Here is a 21,295-nt window from a genome sequence, read left to right on the forward strand (position 1 = left end):
ACGGGTGCAAAAGTGCTGCCAGGCGACACTTAATGATGGGGTTGCGACTTGGGAAACTGTGCGCAATGGTCGCAGGAGGCAGCGGTTTCTCCGACTTTTGGCGTCTTGTGTGGGCGCAGCCTGCTGTGTATCTTGATCAGCCTTTGACCGTTTGGGCGGTCACGACCCTATTTTTGAGATTGGCCCCACGAGGCGAATCTGACGTTATCCATATAAAAAATTGAGGAGCACATCGATGCGCGTCATTCTGCTGGGAGCTCCCGGGGCCGGTAAAGGTACTCAGGCACAGTTCATCACCGAAAAATTCGGCATTCCGCAAATCTCCACCGGCGACATGTTGCGTGCAGCGGTCAAGGCCGGCACCGAGCTGGGCATCAAGGCCAAGAGCATCATGGATGCCGGTGGCCTGGTGTCCGATGACCTGATCATCGCGCTGGTCAAGGACCGCATCGCCCAGTCCGACTGCGCCAACGGTTTCCTGTTCGATGGCTTCCCGCGCACCATTCCCCAGGCTGAAGCCTTGGTGACTGCAGGCGTCGAGCTCGATGCCGTGGTTGAAATCGCCGTTGAAGACGAAGAAATCGTCCAGCGTATCGCCGGTCGCCGTGTTCACGAGGCCAGCGGCCGCGTGTACCACATCGTCTACAACCCGCCGAAAGTGGCTGGTATTGACGACGTCACCGGTGAAGAGCTGGTACAGCGCAAGGACGACACCGAAGAAACCGTGCGTCATCGCCTGTCGGTCTACCACTCCCAGACCAAGCCGCTGGTGGACTTCTACCAGAAGCTGTCGGCTGCCAATGGCAAGCCGAAGTACAGCCACATCGAAGGCGTCGGCTCGGTTGAAGCGATCACCGCCAAGGTGCTTGCAGCCCTGAGCTGAAAAGTCTGACCCGCTGCATCATCCACGGCCCGCTTGCGGGCCGTAGTTGTTTATACTGACGCACTTTTTTCTGATCTCTCTTGTGGATACATCGATGAGCACCTTGCTGGCCCTGGACACCGCGACTGAAGCTTGCTCCGTTGCCTTGCTGCATGACGGCAAGGTCACGAGCCATTACGAGGTGATCCCGCGCCTGCACGCGCAGAAGTTGTTGCCGATGATCAAGCAATTGCTGGCCGATGCGGGCACCACGCTGCAAGCGGTCGATGCCATTGCGTTCGGCCGTGGCCCGGGCGCCTTCACCGGTGTGCGCATCGCCATCGGCGTGGTGCAAGGCCTGGCGTTTGCCCTGGATCGCCCGGTGCTGCCGGTGTCGAACCTGGCCGTGCTGGCGCAACGTGCGCTGCGCGAACATGGCGCCACGCAGGTCGCCGCCGCCATCGATGCGCGCATGGATGAAGTGTATTGGGGTTGCTATCGCGAAACGGCCGGGGAGATGCGCCTGGTGGGGGCGGAAGCGGTACTGCCGCCGGAGTCCGCTGCATTGCCGGCCGATGCCGGCGGCGAATGGTTCGGCGCAGGCACCGGTTGGGGATATGGCGAGCGTATTGCCGTCAGCCTGAGCGGGCAGGACGCGGGCATGTTGCCCCACGCGCAAGACTTGCTGACACTGGCGCGATTTGCCTGGGCGCGCGGCGAGGCGATCGTGGCCGATGAGGCGCAGCCGGTGTATCTGCGCGATAAAGTGGCGACGCCCAAGGCGCGTTGATTCACGCAGTACCTGTGGGAGCGGGCTTGCTCGCGAAGGCGGTATAACATTCAATATTTCTGTTGCCTGGCACACCGTCTTCGCGAGCAAGCCCGCTCCCACAGGGTTAGTGTTCTGCACCAGTTCTGCCAATCGTCATTTTCTAACCCCAGCTTTTAAACCTTTTGCCTTTTATGTGTTCTAGTTATCACTCGGCGGTTTGCGAAGTGGATTTTGCGCCACTAAACTGCCATCACTGATTCCGAGTATGCACTTATGCGTATAGACGGCGTTTCCTCTCAGTCCTACCCCATCAAGCGCAAACCCCGCAAAGGCCGCGTTGTGGAAGACGACGCCATTGATATCGAAGGCGAGCTGGAATTCCCGAATGAAGAGCAATTGGCTGCCCGCGCCGCCAAATCCTCTGCGCAAAAACTGAGCAATCTTCCCGCCCGTCAGCAAGACATGATTTACCACCGTGCCATGAGCAAAAGCGTAGCGACAGCCCTGGCCAGCTACCTGAGCACCGCCGGTTTCGTCGATTGGGAAGCGGATGTGCTGGGTCTCGACCTGTACATCTGATGGTGCTGCCGTATTACCTCGGTTGCCCATCCTGGAGCGAAAACGCCTGGCGCGACTACCTGTATCCGCCGGACGCCAAACCCGCCGACTTTCTTGATCTCTATTGCCAGGTTTTCAATGCCGTGGAAGGCAACACGACCTTCTACGCGAGCCCGGCTGCCAGCACCGTGCAGCGTTGGGCCGAAACCATGCCCGAACATTTTCGCTTCACTGCCAAGTTTCCCGGCGAGATCAGCCACGGTGGCGATCTGCGCGAGCAACTGACCGCCGCCGAAACCTTCCTGCAATTGCTCGGCCCTCTGGGTGAACGGGTGTCGCCACTTTGGTTGCAGTTGTCGAAAAGCTTCACGCCCCAACGTTTGCCTGAGCTGGCCGGGTTTATCGATGCCCTGCAGCGACCACTGGCCGTTGAAGTGCGGCATGACGAGTTTTTCGCCAAGGGTGACAGCGAACGAATGCTCAACCGGCTGCTGCTGGATCGCGGTGTCGAACGCATCTGTCTCGATCCCCGTGCGCTGTTCAGTTGCACCTCGACCGAGCCTTCGGTTCTCCACGCCCAGTCGAAGAAACCCCGTGTGCCAACGCGGCCGGCGGCATTCACGCAATTTCCGCAGGTGCGTTTTATCGGCCATCCGACGCTTGAGGCCAACGATACGTTCCTGGAACCATGGGTCGAGAAAATCGCGTTATGGATCGAAGAAGGTCGTACGCCGTACATCTTCCTGCACACGGCCGACAACCTGCTGGCCGCGAAACTGGCGCAGCGTTTTCACGCCCGGCTGATGCTGCGTTTGCCTGGCTTGCCGGCGCTGCCTGAGCTATACAGAGAACCCGCCGCCGAGCAACTTGGCCTGCTCTGAGGCGGATTATTTCCCCTCTTCAGGAGCCTGCCCAATGGATGCGCAAACCCTTCGAGCCCAGGCGTTCAAAGCCCTACATGAGCGCCCCGGCGTATTTGTGATTCCCAATCCGTGGGATGCCGGTTCGGCAAAAATGCTTGCCAGCCTCGGCTTCGAGGCGCTGGCGACTACCAGTGCCGGTTATGCCTTTTCCCAGGGTCGTGCCGATGGCGGATTGACCCTCGACGATACCTTGATGAACGTTCAGGCGATTGTCGCCGCCACCGACCTGCCGGTTGCCGTCGACCTGGAAAACGGTTTTGCCGACAACCCGGCTGATTGCGCCAAAAGTATCTTGCGCGCAGCAGAGGTCGGAGCGGTCGGCGGTTCGATCGAAGATGCCACCGGCCGCGAAGAAGGCCCGATCTACTGTTTTGAACACGCCGTGGCGCGCATCGAAGCTGCTGTGGCTGCCGCTCGCAGTCTACCGTTCCACTTTACGTTGACTGCCCGGGCGGAAAACTTCCTGCACGGCAATCCTGATCTGGCCGACACCATCCGCCGTTTGCAGACATTCGCCGAGGCCGGTGCCGATGTGCTCTACGCACCGGGCTTGCGCAGTGCTGAGGATGTGTTGGCGGTGGTCCGAGCCGTGTCGCCAAAACCGGTGAATGTGTTGATGTCGGGCGGCTTGAAGCTGACGGTCGCGCAGTTGGGTGAAATGGGCGTCAAACGTATCAGCGTCGGTTCGGCGCTGGCATTGGCGGCCTATGGCGAATTCTTCCGCGCCGCCGAAGAAATCCAGACGTCAGGCACGTTCGGTTTCACGTCCCGGTCGATGCCGTATCAGAAGGCCAATCAGTTCTTCAAAGGTTGAGGGAAGAGGGCGCGGCTGAGGATCAGGCGGCGATGCGCAGGTTCTGCAGGATGATCGGGCGCGCCCAACCATTGTCGAAATCGAGTTGTCTCTGCTGCTCCACCCGTTCCTCTGGCGAGAACGGCGGGAACGGTTTGTCGAGCAGTTCGAGTTCGAACTCGGCGATGGGCAGGTGCAGCGGACGCGGTTGCGGGGCAGGGCCAGCTTCTGGCAGCGGTTGACCGGCGTTCAATACGATCGGGCGAACCCAGCCGCTTTCGAAGTCCTGCTGTTTTTGCTGGGCGACGATTTCGTCCGCCGGGAGCGGTGGGAACGGCTTGTCCGCCAGGTCCATTTCGAATTCGGCAATCGGCAGGAACAGCGGCTCGGGCGGGCGGATCACGTTGTCCTTCACGTCGCATTCCCGCTGGGACACGATGTGGGCCAGCAGGTCGCTGCCGACCGTGGGTTCAACAGGGCTTTCGAGATCGACCGGTGGAAAGTTCAGCGATTGCGGCAGCACTTCACCCGACTGTTCGGCCAGCGCCCGGGCAAAGAAATCCTGCCAGATGTGGCTGACGCCACTCAGTGCCTGGGTGTTTCGCAGGTTGTAGTCGCCGTAGGGCGAGATAAAACCTGTGATTGTGGGTTGAATGTCTGACATTTCTCTCGGTAGACGCTCAGCTCTGGCAAAATGCTCGATAGTTTTGTTATCGGCCGTTTTTGCCGATCATTAATTTTTTGAGCGTGTTTTCCCATGATTGATCAACCTGCGGCCTGCCGCATCCATGTCCAGGCCCTGGACGCGGCTTTCGAGCCACAAGCCGAGCAATGGGCCGAGCGCCTGGGCTTGCCGATGCAAGTGGCGGACGGCGAATTTGCCTTGCAGGTGGGTGACATGGGCTTGCAGCTGCAACAGCTGGGGCCGGATGCGCCGGGGCCGGTGCGGGTGGACTTCGTCGAGGGTGGTGCGGCCCATCGCCGACTGTACGGCGGTGGCAGCGGGCAGATGATCGCCAAGGCTGTTGGCGTCGCCCAAGGCGTGCGCCCGCGGGTGCTGGATGCCACGGCGGGGCTGGGCAAGGATGCGTTCGTGCTGGCCAGCCTCGGTTGCGAGATGAGCCTGATCGAGCGTCAGCCGCTGATCGGTGCCTTGCTGGAAGACGGCCTGGCCCGTGGCGCGGAAGATTTCGACGTGGCGCCTATCGTGGCGCGCATGCGCTTGCTCAAGGGCAATTCGATCGAGGTCATGCGCAACTGGGAGGGCGAACCGCCCCAGGTGATCTACCTTGACCCGATGTTCCCGCACCGCGAGAAAACCGCGCTGGTGAAGAAGGAAATGCGCCTGTTCCGGCCGCTGGTGGGCGATGATCCGGATGCGCCGGCATTGCTCGAGGCCGCGTTAGCCCTGGCCAGCCACCGGGTGGTGGTCAAGCGTCCGCGCAAGGCGCCGTGCATTGATGGGCCGAAGCCGAGTCATGCGCTGGATGGCAAGTCCAGTCGGTATGACATCTATCCGAAGAAGGCGCTCAAGCCTTAAGACCGAGTCGTCCCAATCGCGAGCAAGCTCGCTCCCACAGGTACGGTGAAATCCTTGCGGGAGCGAGCTTGCTCGCGATGGCGTCAGTCCAGACACCAACAATCCATCAGGCTCACTCAGGCCGATAAGCCCGCATAAACAACCCCACCACCTCCCGCACATGGCTCTCCGCCTCTTCGCCAACCGGCGGCTCGCCGCAGCCATACAGCAAACGGAAATTCCCGGCGCCCTTGAGCAGGCAGAAGAAGTGCTCGGCCGCGTTGTGCGGCTTGTCGATACGCAGCACGCCACTTTCGTCGATCTTGTTCAGCAGGCGTTCCATGCCGTGCAGCATGCGCTGCGGCCCGGCCTCGAAGAAAATTTGCGCGAGTTTCGGGTCCTGGCTGCCCAGGGTCATCATCAGGCGGTGCAGGTTCACTGATTCATCACTGTTAATCAGTTGATGAAAACCGCGCGCGATGTTCAGCAGCACGGTTTCCACGGCCACGCCTTCCGGCAGTTCGAAGAACAGCGGTGGCAACTGTTCCTCGCACTTGGCCATCACGGCGGAGGAGAACAGCGTCTCCTTGTCGTTGAAGTGGCTATAGACCGTCAGCTTCGACACGCCGGCCTCGGCCGCGACGGCATCCATGCTGGTATTGGCATAACCCTTACTCAGAAACAGCACTTTCGCTGCATCGAGAATTGCCTGGCGCTTGACCAGGTCCTTGGGTCTGCCTGGGCCATTGGGTGCTGAAAGATTGTTTGGCATATTCGTTTTTATTACTGGACTGGTGAGTTTGCTATTAATAACATACTGCTCAGTATAATTATTCAAAGCACCATTAGCGAAAGGTCCTTCACCATGTTCCGCTATGCCTTGTCCCTCGCTTTGCCAGTCACCCTGGCTTTTTTATTGTCTGCGTGTGGTCATGAAGAGGCGCCGCAAGTCAGCGTGCGTCCGGCCATGGTGGTCCAACCAGAGCCTTCGGCGCAGGCCATGGAAAGCTATCCCGGTGAAGTTCGCGCGCGGTATGAGCCGGATCTGGCGTTCCGCATCGGCGGCAAAGTAAGCCGACGACTGGTCGAGGAGGGGCAGCGGGTCAAGGCCGATCAACCCTTGGCGGAGCTCGACCCCCAGGACGTGCGCTTGCAACTGGAGGCTATCCGCGCCCAGGTCGCAGCCGCCGAAGCCAATCTGAACCTGGTGCGATCCGAGCGTGATCGCTACAAGACCCTGATGGAGCGCCAACTGGTCAGTCGTTCGCAATACGACAACGCCGAAAACCTCTACCGTTCCGGTGAAGCGCGCCTCAAGCAAATCAAAGCCGAATTCAACGTTTCCAATAATCAGGCCAGCTACGCCGTATTGCGTGCGCCGCAGGACGGCGTCGTAGCCAAGCGCCTGGTGGAAGTCGGGCAAGTCGTGGCAGCCGGGCAAACGGTATTCACACTGGCAACCGATGGCGAGCGTGAAGTCTTGATCAGCCTGCCGGAGCAGAACTTCGGTCGCTTCAAGGTCGGTGAGCCGGTGTCAGTGGAACTCTGGACCCAGCCCGACCAGCGTCTCGCCGGGCGCATCCGTGAATTGTCGCCGTCAGCCGACCCCAAGTCGCGTACCTTCGCGGCGCGTATCGCCTTCAAGACAGGCACTGTGCCTGTCGAACTGGGCCAGAGCGCCCGAGTGTTCGTGCAGGCCACCGAAGTGGTTCCACTGTCCGTTCCGCTGTCTGCGCTGACGGCGGAAAACGGCGTGACCTATGTCTGGGTCGTCAGCGCCAACAACACCTTGAAAAAGACTCCGGTGCGCGTTGGTGCCTTCGGCGAGAAAAGCGTACCGGTGCTCGAAGGGCTCAACGCCAGCGACTGGGTGGTGGCCGCTGGTGTTCATGTGCTTCTCGAAGGGCAGCAGGTACGCCCGGTGGATCGTTCGAACCGCGTGGTCAATCTGGCAAACAAGGAGTAAGCCCCAATGCGCTTCAACGTTTCCGAATGGGCGCTGCGTAATCGCCAGATCGTCCTGTTCCTGATGCTGTTGCTGGCCATTGTCGGCGCACTTTCCTACACCAAGCTCGGCCAGAGTGAAGACCCACCGTTCACCTTCAAGGCCATGGTGATTCGCACCAACTGGCCGGGGGCGACCGCCGAGGAAGTCTCGCGCCAGGTCACCGAACGCATCGAAAAGAAACTGATGGAAACCGGCGAATACGAACGCATCGTGTCGTTCTCCCGTCCGGGCGAATCCCAGGTGACCTTTATTGCGCGCGACTCCATGCACTCGGTGGAGATCCCGGAGCTCTGGTATCAGGTGCGCAAGAAGATCAACGACATCCGGCATACCCTGCCGCCGGGGATTCAGGGACCGTTTTTCAACGATGAATTCGGCACCACTTTCGGCAATATTTACGCCCTGAGCGGCGAAGGCTTCGACTACGCCGTGCTCAAGGATTACGCCGACCGCATCCAGATCCAGCTGCAACGGGTCAAGGATGTGGGCAAGGTCGAGCTGCTGGGGCTGCAGGACGAGAAAATCTGGATCGAACTCTCCAACGTCAAGCTCGCCACCCTCGGCTTGCCGCTGGCGGTCGTCCAGCAAGCCCTTGAAGAACAGAACGCGGTATCGACGGCAGGTTTCTTCGAAACCAGCAGCGAGCGCTTGCAGCTACGGGTGACGGGGAATTTTCAAACGGTCGACGAGATCAAGAACTTCCCGATCCGGGTCGGTGATCGCACCTTCCGCATCTCCGACGTGGCTGACGTGCGCCGTGGTTTCAACGATCCACCGGCGCCGCGCATGCGCTTCATGGCGCAAGATGCCATCGGCCTGGCGGTGGCAATGAAGAACGGCGGTGACATCCTGGTACTGGGCAAGGCGCTGGAAATCGAATTTGCCCGCATTCAGAAAAACCTCCCGGCCGGCATGGAGTTGCGCAAAGTCTCCGACCAACCGGCGGCGGTGAAAACCGGTGTTGGTGAGTTCGTGCAAGTGTTGGTCGAGGCGCTGGCCATTGTGTTGCTGGTGAGCTTCTTCTCCCTCGGTGTGCGTACCGGCATGGTGGTGGCCCTGGCGATTCCGCTGGTGCTGGCGATGACGTTCGCGTGCATGTATTACCTGGGCATCGGCCTGCACAAGATCTCTCTCGGCGCGCTGGTACTGGCGCTGGGCTTGCTGGTGGACGATGCGATCATCGCCGTGGAAATGATGGCGATCAAAATGGAGCAGGGTTTCGATCGGGTCAAAGCGGCGAGTTATGCCTGGACCAGTACCGCGTTCCCGATGCTCACCGGGACGCTGATCACCGCGGCCGGCTTCCTGCCGATTGCCACGGCGCAATCGGGCACCGGCGAATACACCCGTTCGATCTTCGAGGTGGTCACCATCGCGCTGTTGGCGTCGTGGGTTGCCGCCGTGGTCTTCGTGCCGTACCTCGGGGAAAAACTCCTGCCGGACCTGGCGAAGATTCATGCCGCCAAACACGGTGCCGGCCAACCCGATCCATATGGCACGCCGTTTTATCAGCGCGTCCGGCGGCTGGTGGAGTGGTGCGTGCGCTGGCGCAAAACCGTGATCCTGGCGACCGTGCTGTTGTTCATCGCTTCCATCGTGCTGTTCAAGTTTGTGCCGCAGCAGTTCTTCCCGGCATCGGGGCGCCTGGAGTTGATGGTCGATCTGAAACTGGCCGAGGGTGCTTCGCTGAGCAACACCGCCGACGAGGTCAAGCGCCTCGAAGCACTGCTCAAGGACAAGGCGGGGATCGACAATTACGTAGCCTACGTCGGCACTGGGTCGCCGCGTTTCTACCTGCCGCTGGATCAGCAACTGCCGGCGGCGAGCTTCGCCCAGTTTGTCGTCCTGGCGAAAACCATCGAGGAACGCGAAGCCCTGCGTACCTGGTTGATCGCAACCCTCAACGAGCAATTCCCTGCTCTGCGTTCGCGGGTCACGCGTCTGGAAAACGGTCCGCCGGTTGGCTACCCGGTACAGTTCCGCGTGACCGGGGAGCACATCGAGGAGGTGCGGGCGCTGGCACGCAAGGTCGCGGCCAAGGTTCGCGAGAACCCGCATGTGGTCAACGTCCACCTGGATTGGGAAGAGCCGAGCAAGGTGGTGTACCTGAACATCGATCAGGACCGCGCGCGGGCGCTGGGCGTGAGCACGGCGAACCTGTCGAGGTTCCTGCAAAGCTCCCTGACCGGTTCCAGCGTCAGCCAGTACCGTGAAGACAATGAGTTGATCGAGATCCTGTTGCGCGGCACCGTGCATGAGCGCACCGAGTTGTCGTTGCTGCCGAGCCTGGCGGTACCGACCGATAACGGTCGTAGCGTCGCGCTGTCGCAGATCGCGACCCTGGAATACGGCTTCGAGGAGGGCATCATCTGGCACCGCAACCGTCTGCCCAACGTGACGGTTCGTGCCGACATCTATGGCAAGGAGCAACCGGCGACGCTGGTGCAGCAGATCATGCCAACCCTCGATCCGATCCGCGCCGAGCTGCCAGATGGCTACTTGCTGGATGTCGGCGGCACGGTGGAAGACTCGGCGCGGGGACAGAACTCGGTGAAGGCCGGCGTGCCGTTGTTCATCGTGGTGGTGTTGACCTTGCTGATGCTGCAGCTGCGAAGTTTTTCGCGCACGGCGATGGTGTTTCTGACGGCGCCGCTGGGGTTGATCGGGGTGACGCTGTTTCTGTTGGTGTTCCGCCAGCCGTTCGGTTTTGTGGCCATGCTGGGGACTATCGCCTTGTCCGGGATGATCATGCGTAACTCGGTGATTCTGGTGGATCAGATCGAGCAGGATATTGCGGCGGGGCTCAAGCCTTGGCAGGCGATCATCGAGGCGACGGTGCGGCGGTTCCGGCCGATCGTGCTGACGGCGCTGGCGGCGGTGTTGGCGATGATTCCTCTGTCGCGCAGTGTGTTTTTCGGGCCGATGGCGGTGGCGATCATGGGGGGGTTGATTGTGGCCACGGCGTTGACGCTGCTGTTTTTGCCTGCCCTTTATGCGGCCTGGTTTCGGGTTCGCAAAGAGTCGGTTTGAGGGGGTGACCTTGGCGGCCTTCGGGCCGACCAGGCTGTTTTTTGATGGTGTACATATCCATTCCTGCGGTAACGGCCACTGGCGGTTTCGCCCTTACGGCGAGTCACTTTTAACAAGCGCCTTAAAAGTAACCAAAAGCGCTCGCCCCTTGCGTACGGCCCCTCGCTAAGGCTCGGGGTTCCTTCGCTCCGGTATTCATCCGGGGGCATTGCCCTCCGGTCGGCTTCGCTTCGACCTACATGCAATTAGTTCGACTGCGTCGAACGGCGCTGCGCGCCAATCCCCGGATGAACACCTCCACTCAGCCTGCCGAGGGGGCGGGTGGATCAAGATCAAGAGCTGCAGGCGAGCTAACGCTCGGCCTGATGAGTGGTGAAGAGCGTGGTGTACGCCACTCTGCCTTTGCTCTTCTGTGGGAGCGAGCTTGCTCGCGAAGACGGCCCGCCAGCCAACCAATTCCTCACAGATGTACCCAGCCCAATTGTGGGAGCGGGCTTGCTCGCGAAGGCGGCCTACCAGCCAACTCATTCCTTGCAGATGTCCCCCAGTCCAACTGTAGGAGCGAGCCTGTTCGCGATGACGGACTTACAGTCAACGCTGTTTATCGCCCAAGCCATTCATTCAGACCATTCCCACAAGACTTTCAGCTTGCTCGTCGGAAGCCCGATCTCTAGCCTTTGCTCGTCGCTGTCAATCCAGCGACCGGGACTGCAAGCCCGCCAATAGTTTGTTAGGCGCCCACTGGCGCACCTATAATCGTGGCGCTTTTTTAGCGACCACCGATTTATGGTGGCTGTGTGCGGGAGATCTTCGGATCTGCCGAGGTTGCCTAACGACTCGGTCTTGCAGACCTGCACACAGCTGCCACCCATCATCTGCAAGTGATGCTGGCTGCTCCAACTTTCGTTAGGAGCTTCACAATGATCAAACCCAGCCCAAACCCCCCGGCTTCAGAAACCGCAGAACATATCGGCGCTTCAAGTCGCCCCTGCCCAATTTTCACCATCCGCCCAGACGTCGATTCCAAAACCCTGCTGGTCCATGCCTACGAAACCCTTGCCTCAGCGAATGAAATGGCAACCGAACTGTCATCCATCCTGACCGGCCCCACCTCCAATCTGGCACTCGGCATTCAGCAGATGATCGTATTGGCGCAGCTATCGGTGAATCGCGTGCTGGATCAACTCGATTCACCTCAATAGCACAACGAAAAAGCCCGCTGAACCTGTGAAGGTCAGCGGGCTTTCTGGTGTTGCCGTCAGCTAAGAATTACAACGTACCAAACACTTTCTTCGCCAAACTGGTCGCCGCAGCCGCCGGGTTCTGGCGGATGGTTTCTTCCTGTTTGCCGATCATTTCGAACAAGCCATTCAATGCCTGTTCGGTGACGTAGTTTTCAACGTTGGCATTCTTCGCATCCACTACGCCCATGGTCGCCGCTTGTCCGGCGAACGAGTTGTACTGCTGGGCCAGGCCAACCTTGTCGGTGGCTTGCTTGACGATGGGCAGGAATTTGGCGCGGATCTGCTCGCGACTGGTCTTGTTCAGGTATTGGGTGGCCGAGTCGTTGCCGCCGCTGAGGATGCCCTTGGCATCTTCCACGGTCATTTTCTTCACGGCATCGACGAGGATTGGCTGGGCCTGGGTGACGGCGGTTTCCGCCGCTTTGTTCATGCTGGCTTCCAGTTCATCGACCTGGTCACCCATGCCGAACTGTTTCATCTTGCTCGCGACTTTGCCCAGCTTGCCCGGCAGTTCGATTTTCACATCGGGGTTGTTGCTGAAGCCACCCGGGGTGCCGAGTTGTTTGACGGCCAGTTGCGCGCCTTGGGTCAGTGCGTCCTTGAGGCCGCCGGTGGCGTCTTTCTGCGACAGGTCGCTGAGGGACAGCGCGAGTGCGCTCGCGGAGATCATCAGGCCTGCGCACAGGCCGGCAAAGCGGAGGGTAGGGCGGAACATGGCAACTTCCTTTTTCGAAAAAGACACTTAGCGGGCCGGGTCGACACGGACCTTCAGCGGTTGTGGGTCGGTGCCGTCCAGGCGCACGGCATGATTCTCGGTGGTGATGAACATCAGTTTGCCGTCGACTTCGATGCGCGCGTTCACCGAGTAACGATGGTTGGGCTCTATCTTCAGCGGGTCGTAGCTGAGATGGAAGGCCAGCGGCACCTGCCCTTTGATCTGGCCGCGCTGTTCGTCGATGACCTTCGCCGGGGCATCGGCGAGTGAAATGTCCTGCAGGCTGACACTCAGGACCGCCGTCGGTGGCAGGGCGATGCGTTGCAGGTAGAAGACTTCTCCATCAAGGGAAGCCTTGGGCGCCGGTGTCGGGTGCTGGCAGGCTGTCAGCAGGATGGCGGCTGCGATCAGTGGCAGTTTTTTCATCGGTCAATCTCCGTATCGAGGGCGGCAGAACCGACTGGCGCCCTGATCAATCTAGACGGTTTACAAAGGCGGGGCGGCGTCGGCTGCATCTTCACTGCGATGCAACGCCACCTGCCGGATCGACAAGCGAATCTCTGCTGGCAACACTCGCTTGGCCGCGCCTTCGGCCAGTTCACCGAGCAATTCGTGATAGCTCAGCTTGCCCGCTTCATCGCGCTTGAGCACCTCAAGGTCGAGCATCGTCTGGATGAAGTGGCGGAATAGGCTCTTGTCGAAGAATTCCGGGGCGTTCAGGCCATGCAGGATCGACAGGCGTTGGGCCATGACTGTGCACAGGTCTTCCAGTTCTTCGGCGCTGATGCTGTTCTGGCCGCTGTTGAGCAGCAGGGACACGGTCATGTAGAAGCGCTGCAAGGTCTGGGCGATGCTTTTCGACAGCAAGGTCAGCAGCACGAAATGCCGCGAGCTTGGCGCCGGACGCAGGTACACAGCGTTCTCGTAACGCAGCAGGCCTTGCTCGACGAACGCTTCCAGCCACTGGTCGATCACTGCATCCAGTTCGTCGAGCGTCCAGCGGATGAACAGCTCCGCTTGCAGGTAGGGATACAGCGCGCGGGTGTAGCGCAGGATCTGTTCGCGACTCATGCGCGAGGCGCTCTGGAAGAAGCTTGCCAGCAACGCCGGCAGCGCGAAGATGTGCAGTACGTTGTTGCGGTAGTAGGTCATCAGGACGGCGTTTTGTTCGCCCAGATAGAGAATCTTGCCCAGGGCATCGCTTTGCTCGGACAGCAGATCCATGTCCTTCACATGCTTGATCAACGCCCGGCCATCGCCTTCCGGCAAGGTGGTGTGTGGCGAATAAGGGACCTTGCGTAGCAGCGCCAGGTACAGATCCAGCACCCGCGCCATAGCCCGGTCATCCAGCGCCAGTCGGGTGGTCGACAGCAGCGCCAGTGCCACCAGGTTGACCGGGTTGATCGCCGCCGCTTCGTTGAGATGCTGTGCGACTTTCTCGCCGAGGCGGTTGGTGGTTTCGTTGAGCCAGGCTGGTCTGAACTGCGGGCCGAGTTCCTGTTTGCGCCAGTCCGGCTGTTCGCTGTCGAGGAATTCCGCCAGTTTGATCGGCTCACCGAAGTTCACCGCCACTTGGCCGAAGCGTTGCTTGAGTGCGCCAATGACTTTGAAAATATCGAAGATCGACTCTTTTTTCTTGGCCGCACCGCGCAGTTCGCCGAGGTAGGTCCGGCCTTCCAGCACGCGCTCATAGCCGATGTACACCGGCACGAAGACGATGGGCATGCGCGACGAACGCAGGAAGCTGCGCAGGGTGATCGCCAGCATTCCGGTTTTTGGTTGCAGCATGCGCCCGGTGCGCGAGCGGCCACCCTCGACGAAATACTCCACCGGGAAACCCTTGGTGAACAGGGTGTGCAGGTATTCGTTGAACACCGAGGTGTACAGCGGGTTGCCCTTGAACGTGCGGCGCATGAAGAACGCACCGCCGCGACGCAGCAGGCCGCCGATCACCGGCATGTTCAGGTTGATGCCCGCGGCAATGTGCGGCGGGGTCAGGCCGTTGCGGAACAATAGATAGGACAGCAGAAGATAGTCGATGTGGCTGCGATGGCACGGCACGTAGATCACTTCGTGACCCTGGGCGACCTTCTGCACGCCTTCGATGTGGTTGACCTTGATGCCGTCGTAGATCTTGTTCCAGAACCAGCTCAGCACCACTTCCATAAAACGGATCGCAGTGTAGGTGTAGTCCGAGGCGATTTCGTTGCCGTAGCGTAGCGCTTGAGCTTTGGCTTTCTCCGTCGAGATGTTCTCGCGCTCGGCTTCGTCGAGGATCGCTTGTTTGACCTGTGGCTGGTTCAGCAGGCCTTTGACCAGGTTGCGGCGGTGGGAAATGTCCGGGCCGATCACCGCTGCCTTCAGGTTGCGAAAGTGCACCCGCAGGATGCGCTGGGCCATGCGCACGGTGCGTTCGTGGCCCTTGTCGTGCTCGATCAGTTCGCGCAGGTGGATCGGCGCGGAGAACTGCACGCGAGTCTTGCGTCCCAGGACGATGACGCTCAGTAACCGACGCAGACGCCCGGTAACGGCCCAGCTGTCGGCGAACAGGAGCTTCCATGGGCTGTTTTCGCTGTCCGGCGACTGCCCCCAGAACACGCTGACCGGAATGATCTGCGCATCTTCGGCGGCGTTCTGGCTCAGGGCGCTGACTAGGCGGGTCAGTGTCGGCGGCGCTCCGCGCTTGTCCTGGCGGCCGAGCCAGTCCGGGTCCGGCGTCAGGTAGAAGAACGCGGCAGGTTCCAGCAGGTTGCCCACCGAAACCGGCAGCACCAGACGCGGCAGACCGGCCTTGCTGCATTCGGTGTCGACCACGGCAAGGTCGGTCAGCGAAGGGTTTTGCAGGACGTAGAACACCGGACGACTGCGGTCGAGGTCAAGGGTGAACGACGACTGGTTGATCGTCTCGGAGCGAACCCAGAGGTACAACAGTCGGCGCAGGGTGCCAAACACAAGACGGCGGAACGGGGAGCGGGTCATACGGCTTCTGCGTGAGTGGAAAAAACCAAGCGTTTGCTCGGGCGGTCGATAGTGTGCCGGATTCGTCGAAAATCGGCAAAAAAGCGTGGAAGTAAACTCCTGTTGAGAGTTTTAACGTCTGTCATATACTCGGCGCTCTGTCGCCGTTGCCCTCATGGGACCGGTATGCGCAGGCTGACGTTCCCGAGGCTTTCCTGCGAAAAGCCCGATCAATAATAAAAAGGGAGTATGAACAAATGGCAACACGCGAAACCGGCAACGTGAAGTGGTTCAACGACGCCAAGGGCTACGGCTTCATTCAGCGCGAGGACGGGGTGGATGTGTTCGTGCATTACCGCGCGATTCGCGGTGAAGGCCACCGTTCGCTGACCGAAGGCCAGCAGGTTGAATATGCGGTGGTGGAAGGGCAGAAGGGGTTGCAGGCTGAGGATGTTGTAGGTCTGTAACCAGAATCTTCAGAACGCCCAAAAACACTGTGGGAGCGAGCTTGCTCGCGATAGCGGACTGACATTCAACATGGATGTTGGCTGAAAGGGCCTCATCGCGAGCAAGCTCGCTCCCACAGGTTTGGTGTGTAGTCTTTTACGCGGTTTTCCAGGTGATTTCTTCTTCACCATCGGCGCTGATGCGGATCCAGCGGTCCGCCGTCTCTTCACCTTCTTCCTCGACCCAGGTGCCCGGTGCACAACGCACTTCCACGTTGAGCGCGGCAAACGCGGCGCGGGCGCAGGCGATGTCATCGTCCCATGGGGTCTGGTCGCTTTCCAGATACAGGCTGTTCCATTTGCCGACCGCTTTTGGCAGCCAGGTCACTGGCACGTTGCCAGCCTTGCACTTGTAGGTCTGGCCCTTCTGGACCCAATCGGTGCACGGACCCAATGCCGCACCGAGCCAGGCGGCAATGGCTTTGTGGTCGACGTCGGCGTCTTTCAGGTAAATCTCGATATCGGGTTGGCGCATGGATGTCCTCACTGCGGGTCTGAAAAATCCATTCGCGGATTTAGCCGGTCTTGAGCATTTGCCCGAGACCAAAAATTAAGGTTATTGAAGTACGAAATAATCGTAGCGCATCGACACGGTGACCTCGAACGGCTCGGCCTGCTCGATAACGGCAGCACGGCGCTCGGCACTGGCGCGCCAGCCGTGAGGCGTCATGGCCAGCAGATTCGCCCGGTCCTGACCGCTTGCCAGCGTCAGTTTGAACTCCAGGGTTTCGCTGTGTTCAAGCGCCATGCCTTCTGGCACCAGGGCCAGATGCTTGTCGTCGGTGTACTCACGGACTTCGTCATACAGCCGCTCACGCAGTTCCATCAGGTGACCGCTGGTCGGCCCGACTTTCATCAGGCCGCCGCCGGGGCTGAGCAGGCGCTTGGCTTCTTCCCAATCCAGCGGACTGAAGACGCTGGCCAGGAATTGGCAACTGCCGGAAGCCAACGGCACCCGCGCCATGCTGGCGATCAACCAGGTGAGCTTCGGGTTGCGTTTGCAGGCGCGTTTGACCGCTTCGCGGGAGATGTCCAGCGCGTAGCCGTCAGCATCCGGCAAGGCCTCGGCGATCTGCGCGGTGTAGTAACCCTCGCCACAACCGATATCGACCCAACGTTGCGGCGCATAACCTGCCGCCAGCTCTGCCAGGCGCTTGGCCACCGGGGCATAGTGCCCGGCATTCAGGAAGTCGCGGCGGGCTTCGACCATCGCCTGGTTATCCCCGGGATCACGGCTGTTCTTGTGTTGCACCGGCAACAGGTTCAAGTAACCCTGGCGCGCACGATCGAAACGATGCCCGGCGGGGCAGACCACGCCGTTGTCGACCGCGTTCAGCGGTTCACTGCAGATCGGACACGCCAGCATCAGGCGAGCAACTTGATCAGGGTCTGGTAGTAGATTTCGGTCAGCACGTCGAGATCGGCCGCCAGCACACGCTCGTTGACCTGGTGAATGGTCGCGTTGACCGGGCCCAGCTCAACGACCTGGGTGCCCATGGTTGCGATGAAGCGGCCGTCGGAGGTGCCACCGCTGGTGGACGCCTTGGTTTCACGACCGGTGATGTCCTTGATGCTCGACGACACCGCGTCCAGCAGTGCGCCCGGCTCGGTGAGGAACGGCAGGCCGGACAGGGCCCAGTCGATGTGCCAGTCCAGACCGTGTTTGTCGAGGATGTCGGCGACGCGCTTTTGCAGGCCTTCGACGGTGGACTCGGTGGAGAAACGGAAGTTGAACACCGCCACCAGGTCACCCGGGATCACGTTGGTCGCACCGGTGCCGGAGTTGACGTTGGAGATCTGGAAACTGGTCGGCGGGAAGAAATCGTTGCCGTGGTCCCAGTGCTCGGCAGCCAGTTCGGCCAGGGCCGGGGCCGCGAGGTGGATCGGGTTCTTCGCCAGGTGCGGGTAGGCCACGTGGCCTTGCACACCGCGCACGGTCAGCTTGGCGCCGAGGGAGCCGCGACGACCGTTCTTGACCACGTCACCCACCAGGGTGGTGCTCGACGGTTCGCCGACGATGCACCAGTCCAGACGTTCCTTGCGCGCAGCGAGGCGTTCAACCACCGCCTTGGTACCGTGGTGCGCCGGGCCTTCTTCGTCGCTGGTGATCAGGAAGGCGACTTTGCCCTTGTGATTCGGGTAGTCGGTGACAAAACGCTCGGAGGCGACGGTCATGGCGGCGAGGCTGCCTTTCATGTCGGCGGCGCCACGACCGCAGAGCATGCCGTGTTCGTCGATCAGCGCGTTGAACGGTTCGATCTGCCAGGCCGCCACCGGGCCGGTCGGGACCACGTCGGTGTGGCCGGCGAAGCACAGTACCGGACCGTCGTCCTGGCCGTGGGTGGCCCAGAAGTTATCCACATCTTCGATGCGCATCGGTTCCAGGGTGAAACCGGCATCGCCCAGGCGCTGCATCATCTGCTTCTGGCAATCGGCGTCGATCGGTGTCACGGACGGACGGCGGATCAGGTCGATGGCGAGTTGGAGGGTCGGCGAAAGGTCGGCGTGGGCCGTCATGGAAAACTCCGGAATCAGTAAATGTGTAGGAGCAGCCGGTCGACGCTCGATTGCTCGCGATGGACGTTAACGATATTGCGTGCGATCTGTGTGACCGCGTTGTCCTTGCGTTTCTCGCGAGCAAGCTCGCTCCTACAGGTATTGGGGTTGGCCCTTGAGCCAAGCCCTGCAAAATGGCGCTTATCTTAAAGCAAAACGGCGACCATTGGCCGCCGTTTAGTGCATCCGCGCAGATTTAGACGACAGGTGCCGTTTCAGGCTCGGCGGCCGGTTTCGGCAGCGACGACAGGAACGCCATGATCAGCGCCGCGACGTACGGCAGCGACTGCACCAGCAGCATGGTGACCCAGAAGCGCATGTCGTTGCTCGGCATGCCGTTCACCAGGTAGATCCCCAGGGCCGCGCTCCACAACAGCAGCATGATGAACATCTCTTCCCGGGCTTCGGAAATCGCCACCCAGAAGCCGTGGTTGTCGGCATTCTTCGGCGTACGGAAGAACGGAATGCTGCTGGTGAAGAAGCCGTACAGCACCGCTTTGGCGATGGTGTGGGACAACGCCAGACCGGCCAGCGCCGCGCAGAAGGCGTCCTTCAGATTCACCCCGACCGCACGACGGTAGAGGAAGATGATCTTGGCGACCTTGAACACGAACAACGCCAATGGCGGGATTGCGAAGATCAGCAGCGGCGGATCGACCCGTTGCGGCACGATGATCATCGCCGCCGACCACAATAGTGCGCCGACAGTGAAGAAGATGTTCATGCCGTCCGCCACCCACGGCAACCAGCCCGCGAGGAAGTGGTAGCGCTGGCCACGGGTCAGCTCGGTGTCCTTGCCGCGCAGCAGGCTGGCGGTGTGGCGCTTGATGATCTGGATCGCTCCGTAGGCCCAGCGGAAACGCTGTTTCTTGAAGTCGATGAAGGTATCGGGCATCAGCCCCTTGCCGTAGCTGGTGTGGTAGTACGCTGCCGACAGGCCTTTTTCGAATACCCGCAGGCCCAGTTCGGCGTCTTCGCAGATGCACCAGTCGGCCCAGCCCAGTTCTTCGAGCACCGAGCGACGGGTCATGGTCATGGTGCCGTGCTGGATGATCGCGTCGCGGTCGTTGCGGGTGACCATGCCGATATGGAAGAAGCCTTTGTATTCCGCGTAGCAGAGCTTCTTGAAGGTGCTTTCGTTCTGGTCGCGGTAATCCTGCGGCGACTGCACCACGGCGATTTTCGGGTCGGCGAAGTGCGGCACCATGTGCTTGAGCCAGTTCGGATGCACGCAGTAATCGGAGTCGATCACCGCAATCACTTCGGCATCCTTGGCGGTGTGCGGGATCAGGTAGTTCAGCGCGCCGCCCTTGAAGCCGGCCAGCGGTGCCACGTGGAAGAACTTGAAGCGCGGGCCGAGGGTTTCGCAATAATCGCGCACCGGTTCCCAGACCGCCGGGTCCTTGGTGTTGTTGTCGATGATCAGGACTTCGAAGTCCGGATAGTCGAGGTTGGCCAGGGCGTTGAGGGTCTGTTTGACCATCTCCGGCGGCTCGTTGTAGCAGGGCACGTGAATCGACACTTTCGGGCGGTAGCTGGAGTCGCCTTCCACCGGCAGGAACTCGCGCCGGCGCTTGTGCACCCACACCGCTTCGGCCAGTTCATGGGCTTCGGTCAGCAGCACGATAAACACCCCGAGCGCACCGAGGGCGAGCAAAAAGCCCACTGTCAGGCTGAACCAGGTGCTGTATTGCTGGCTGTAGTCGTAACCGATCCACACCAGCACCGAACCGCACAGGAACGCAATGAAGGTCAGGAAGGTACGGCCACGCTGGCGCAGGGCCGAGCCGTCGATCATCAGCAGGGTCAGCGACAACAGCGCCAATACCACCGAACCAATGGCCAACACGCGCCATTGCGGAATCGCCACCACCGGGCCTTCGAAGTTGAACTTCTGCTGGCGCGCGGCGTTGAACACGCCCCAGTAGGCGCCGACGGAACCTTCGTCGCTGGCTTTCCACGGCTGGTCAAACGCTTCGATCACGAAGTAGTTGAAGCCCTGGCGATTGAGCTTGTTGACCAGGGTTCGCAGATAAATCGCCTGGTCCGCCGGGGAGGCGTCGGCGCCACCACGCATGCGGCCGTTGCTCGGCCAGCCCACCTCGGACAGCAGCAGTGGTTTTTTCGGGAACATCTTTTTCAGGTCGCGGGCGCGGTCGAGGACGAACTGCCCGGCCTTGTCCATCGGGACGAATTCCCAGTAAGGCAGGACGTGCGCGGCAATCAGGTCGACGTGCTTGGCCAGTTCCGGGTGTTCTTCCCACACGTGCCACTGTTCGGACGTGGTCACCGGCACTTTCACGGCGGCACGCACGCGATCGAGCATGACGCTGAGTTCCTGTGCGGTGATTTCCTTGCGGTAAATGGCTTCGTTGCCGACCACCACGCGAACCACGCTGCGTGAAGCGTTGGCAATTTCAATGGCACGGGTAATTTCCCGTTCGTTGCGTTCCTGGTCCGGGCTGATCCAGATCCCCAGGGTCACCCGCAAGCCGAACTCTTCCGCCAGTTTCGGGATGTTCTGCAGCGTGCCGTCGACCGAGTAGATGCGGATGTTGTCCGTCAGCTTGCTCATGATCTCCAGGTCGCGACGCATTTGATCGTCGGTCGGGTACTGGTCTTTCTGCGGGAACTGGCCCTGCTGGAATGGCGAGTACGAGAAGCCGGAGATCTGTTCAGGCCAGTTGGGGGCGGTGACCGGGCGGTTGATCAGCGCCCAGAAGCCGGTAAACAAGGCTGCGATGGCGAGCACCACGACCAGGTTGAGTCCAAATTTACGCGATGACATAGTTATTTCGGGTTCCAAAGACTGTGGAACGAAGGAACGGTTGGCGGTCGCCAAGGGGCGCGC

General features: G+C 60.6%; 19 protein-coding genes. 10 read left to right on the forward strand and 9 right to left on the reverse strand.

Features of this window, described 5'->3' with window-relative positions:
- The first annotated feature begins 235 nt into the window (after nucleotides 1-235).
- The 5 genes from adk to AC3WTM_RS15955 all read left to right on the forward strand — a co-directional run bounded on the left by adk (nucleotide 236) and on the right by AC3WTM_RS15955 (nucleotide 3,929).
- Nucleotides 236-883, forward strand: coding sequence for an adenylate kinase (gene adk / locus AC3WTM_RS15935; RefSeq protein WP_057716198.1), 648 nt, complete (start codon nucleotides 236-238; stop codon nucleotides 881-883).
- 94 nt (nucleotides 884-977) lie between these two features.
- Nucleotides 978-1,652, forward strand: coding sequence for a tRNA (adenosine(37)-N6)-threonylcarbamoyltransferase complex dimerization subunit type 1 TsaB (tsaB, locus tag AC3WTM_RS15940; RefSeq protein WP_057716197.1), 675 nt, complete (start codon nucleotides 978-980; stop codon nucleotides 1,650-1,652).
- Nucleotides 1,653-1,907: 255 nt separating this feature from the next.
- Nucleotides 1,908-2,213, forward strand: coding sequence for a hypothetical protein (locus AC3WTM_RS15945; RefSeq protein WP_102669809.1), 306 nt, complete (start codon nucleotides 1,908-1,910; stop codon nucleotides 2,211-2,213).
- Entirely contained in the window at nucleotides 2,213-3,073 is an 861-nt protein-coding gene (locus AC3WTM_RS15950; protein ID WP_102669810.1) for a DUF72 domain-containing protein, read from the forward strand. Before AC3WTM_RS15945 ends, AC3WTM_RS15950 begins: the two co-directional genes overlap by 1 nt.
- Before the next feature lie 34 nt (nucleotides 3,074-3,107).
- Complete coding sequence (locus AC3WTM_RS15955; RefSeq protein ID WP_102669811.1) at nucleotides 3,108-3,929, forward strand: isocitrate lyase/PEP mutase family protein; 822 nt, start codon at nucleotides 3,108-3,110, stop codon at nucleotides 3,927-3,929.
- 22 nt (nucleotides 3,930-3,951) lie between these two features.
- Here AC3WTM_RS15955 and AC3WTM_RS15960 read toward each other — a convergent pair whose 3' ends face one another.
- Entirely contained in the window at nucleotides 3,952-4,572 is a 621-nt protein-coding gene (locus tag AC3WTM_RS15960) for an energy transducer TonB (RefSeq protein WP_102669812.1), read from the reverse strand.
- Nucleotides 4,573-4,665: 93 nt separating this feature from the next.
- Here AC3WTM_RS15960 and AC3WTM_RS15965 point away from each other — a divergent pair, with 93 nt between their 5' ends.
- A complete protein-coding gene (locus AC3WTM_RS15965) occupies nucleotides 4,666-5,448 on the forward strand; it encodes a class I SAM-dependent methyltransferase (protein ID WP_056721019.1) in 783 nt (260 codons plus the stop codon).
- Between the two features lie 112 nt (nucleotides 5,449-5,560).
- On the opposite strand, the gene AC3WTM_RS15970 is transcribed toward AC3WTM_RS15965, so the two are convergent.
- Complete coding sequence (locus AC3WTM_RS15970; RefSeq protein WP_102669813.1) at nucleotides 5,561-6,199, reverse strand: TetR/AcrR family transcriptional regulator; 639 nt, start codon at nucleotides 6,197-6,199, stop codon at nucleotides 5,561-5,563.
- Between the two features lie 93 nt (nucleotides 6,200-6,292).
- Between AC3WTM_RS15970 and AC3WTM_RS15975 the strand changes: the two genes are divergently transcribed.
- From AC3WTM_RS15975 to AC3WTM_RS15985, 3 genes are all read left to right on the forward strand, one after another.
- Nucleotides 6,293-7,393 carry an efflux RND transporter periplasmic adaptor subunit gene (locus AC3WTM_RS15975; RefSeq protein WP_102669814.1) on the forward strand — a complete coding sequence of 367 codons (1,101 nt, stop codon included), beginning with the start codon at nucleotides 6,293-6,295 and terminating at the stop codon, nucleotides 7,391-7,393.
- 6 nt (nucleotides 7,394-7,399) lie between these two features.
- Nucleotides 7,400-10,465 carry an efflux RND transporter permease subunit gene (locus tag AC3WTM_RS15980; RefSeq protein WP_102669815.1) on the forward strand — a complete coding sequence of 1,022 codons (3,066 nt, stop codon included), beginning with the start codon at nucleotides 7,400-7,402 and terminating at the stop codon, nucleotides 10,463-10,465.
- A gap of 920 nt (nucleotides 10,466-11,385) precedes the next feature.
- A complete protein-coding gene (locus AC3WTM_RS15985) occupies nucleotides 11,386-11,667 on the forward strand; it encodes a DUF6124 family protein (protein ID WP_102669816.1) in 282 nt (93 codons plus the stop codon).
- Between the two features lie 67 nt (nucleotides 11,668-11,734).
- Here the strand turns inward: AC3WTM_RS15985 and AC3WTM_RS15990 are convergent, their stop codons facing one another.
- Genes AC3WTM_RS15990 through plsB form a run of 3 tightly spaced genes read right to left on the reverse strand, consistent with a single transcriptional unit; the run spans nucleotide 11,735 to nucleotide 15,403 of the window.
- Nucleotides 11,735-12,424 (reverse strand): DUF4197 domain-containing protein, encoded by a 690-nt coding sequence (locus AC3WTM_RS15990; protein WP_008019573.1) that lies wholly within the window; start codon nucleotides 12,422-12,424, stop codon nucleotides 11,735-11,737.
- Between the two features lie 27 nt (nucleotides 12,425-12,451).
- Entirely contained in the window at nucleotides 12,452-12,850 is a 399-nt protein-coding gene (locus AC3WTM_RS15995) for a YbaY family lipoprotein (protein ID WP_090453364.1), read from the reverse strand.
- A 60-nt stretch (nucleotides 12,851-12,910) separates the two neighbouring features.
- Nucleotides 12,911-15,403, reverse strand: coding sequence for a glycerol-3-phosphate 1-O-acyltransferase PlsB (gene plsB, locus AC3WTM_RS16000; RefSeq protein ID WP_102669817.1), 2,493 nt, complete (start codon nucleotides 15,401-15,403; stop codon nucleotides 12,911-12,913).
- A 236-nt stretch (nucleotides 15,404-15,639) separates the two neighbouring features.
- Between plsB and AC3WTM_RS16005 the strand changes: the two genes are divergently transcribed.
- Nucleotides 15,640-15,849 carry a cold shock domain-containing protein gene (locus tag AC3WTM_RS16005; RefSeq protein WP_007954750.1) on the forward strand — a complete coding sequence of 70 codons (210 nt, stop codon included), beginning with the start codon at nucleotides 15,640-15,642 and terminating at the stop codon, nucleotides 15,847-15,849.
- 136 nt (nucleotides 15,850-15,985) lie between these two features.
- Here the strand turns inward: AC3WTM_RS16005 and AC3WTM_RS16010 are convergent, their stop codons facing one another.
- The 4 genes from AC3WTM_RS16010 to AC3WTM_RS16025 form a co-directional block, all read right to left on the reverse strand.
- Nucleotides 15,986-16,363, reverse strand: coding sequence for a hypothetical protein (locus AC3WTM_RS16010; protein ID WP_057716183.1), 378 nt, complete (start codon nucleotides 16,361-16,363; stop codon nucleotides 15,986-15,988).
- A gap of 81 nt (nucleotides 16,364-16,444) precedes the next feature.
- Nucleotides 16,445-17,254, reverse strand: a complete 810-nt coding sequence (locus tag AC3WTM_RS16015) for a putative RNA methyltransferase (RefSeq protein ID WP_102669818.1) — start codon at nucleotides 17,252-17,254, stop codon at nucleotides 16,445-16,447.
- On the reverse strand, nucleotides 17,254-18,405 hold the full coding sequence (gene dapE, locus AC3WTM_RS16020) for a succinyl-diaminopimelate desuccinylase (RefSeq protein WP_102669819.1): 1,152 nt from the start codon (nucleotides 18,403-18,405) through the stop codon (nucleotides 17,254-17,256). Before dapE ends, AC3WTM_RS16015 begins: the two co-directional genes overlap by 1 nt.
- A 235-nt stretch (nucleotides 18,406-18,640) precedes the next feature.
- A complete protein-coding gene (locus tag AC3WTM_RS16025; protein ID WP_102669820.1) occupies nucleotides 18,641-21,232 on the reverse strand; it encodes a glycosyltransferase in 2,592 nt (863 codons plus the stop codon).
- Nucleotides 21,233-21,295: the final 63 nt, after the last annotated feature.

It is taken from the genome of Pseudomonas sp. EU05-FHT14B02, assembly GCF_058791055.1.

Excerpts from the sequence above, each read along its gene's own strand:
- dapE (WP_102669819.1), bottom strand. The coding sequence starts at position 18,405 with ATGACGGCCCACGCCGACCTTTCGCCGACCCTCCAACTCGCCATCGAC.
- AC3WTM_RS15960 (WP_102669812.1), bottom strand. The coding sequence starts at position 4,572 with ATGTCAGACATTCAACCCACAATCACAGGTTTTATCTCGCCCTACGGC.
- AC3WTM_RS15980 (WP_102669815.1), top strand. The coding sequence starts at position 7,400 with ATGCGCTTCAACGTTTCCGAATGGGCGCTGCGTAATCGCCAGATCGTC.
- AC3WTM_RS15950 (WP_102669810.1), top strand. The coding sequence starts at position 2,213 with ATGGTGCTGCCGTATTACCTCGGTTGCCCATCCTGGAGCGAAAACGCC.
- AC3WTM_RS16025 (WP_102669820.1), bottom strand. The coding sequence starts at position 21,232 with ATGTCATCGCGTAAATTTGGACTCAACCTGGTCGTGGTGCTCGCCATC.
- AC3WTM_RS15985 (WP_102669816.1), top strand. The coding sequence starts at position 11,386 with ATGATCAAACCCAGCCCAAACCCCCCGGCTTCAGAAACCGCAGAACAT.
- AC3WTM_RS15975 (WP_102669814.1), top strand. The coding sequence starts at position 6,293 with ATGTTCCGCTATGCCTTGTCCCTCGCTTTGCCAGTCACCCTGGCTTTT.
- AC3WTM_RS15945 (WP_102669809.1), top strand. The coding sequence starts at position 1,908 with ATGCGTATAGACGGCGTTTCCTCTCAGTCCTACCCCATCAAGCGCAAA.
- plsB (WP_102669817.1), bottom strand. The coding sequence starts at position 15,403 with ATGACCCGCTCCCCGTTCCGCCGTCTTGTGTTTGGCACCCTGCGCCGA.
- AC3WTM_RS15965 (WP_056721019.1), top strand. The coding sequence starts at position 4,666 with ATGATTGATCAACCTGCGGCCTGCCGCATCCATGTCCAGGCCCTGGAC.
- tsaB (WP_057716197.1), top strand. The coding sequence starts at position 978 with ATGAGCACCTTGCTGGCCCTGGACACCGCGACTGAAGCTTGCTCCGTT.
- adk (WP_057716198.1), top strand. The coding sequence starts at position 236 with ATGCGCGTCATTCTGCTGGGAGCTCCCGGGGCCGGTAAAGGTACTCAG.
- AC3WTM_RS16005 (WP_007954750.1), top strand. The coding sequence starts at position 15,640 with ATGGCAACACGCGAAACCGGCAACGTGAAGTGGTTCAACGACGCCAAG.
- AC3WTM_RS16010 (WP_057716183.1), bottom strand. The coding sequence starts at position 16,363 with ATGCGCCAACCCGATATCGAGATTTACCTGAAAGACGCCGACGTCGAC.
- AC3WTM_RS15955 (WP_102669811.1), top strand. The coding sequence starts at position 3,108 with ATGGATGCGCAAACCCTTCGAGCCCAGGCGTTCAAAGCCCTACATGAG.
- AC3WTM_RS16015 (WP_102669818.1), bottom strand. The coding sequence starts at position 17,254 with ATGCTGGCGTGTCCGATCTGCAGTGAACCGCTGAACGCGGTCGACAAC.
- AC3WTM_RS15990 (WP_008019573.1), bottom strand. The coding sequence starts at position 12,424 with ATGTTCCGCCCTACCCTCCGCTTTGCCGGCCTGTGCGCAGGCCTGATG.
- AC3WTM_RS15995 (WP_090453364.1), bottom strand. The coding sequence starts at position 12,850 with ATGAAAAAACTGCCACTGATCGCAGCCGCCATCCTGCTGACAGCCTGC.
- AC3WTM_RS15970 (WP_102669813.1), bottom strand. The coding sequence starts at position 6,199 with ATGCCAAACAATCTTTCAGCACCCAATGGCCCAGGCAGACCCAAGGAC.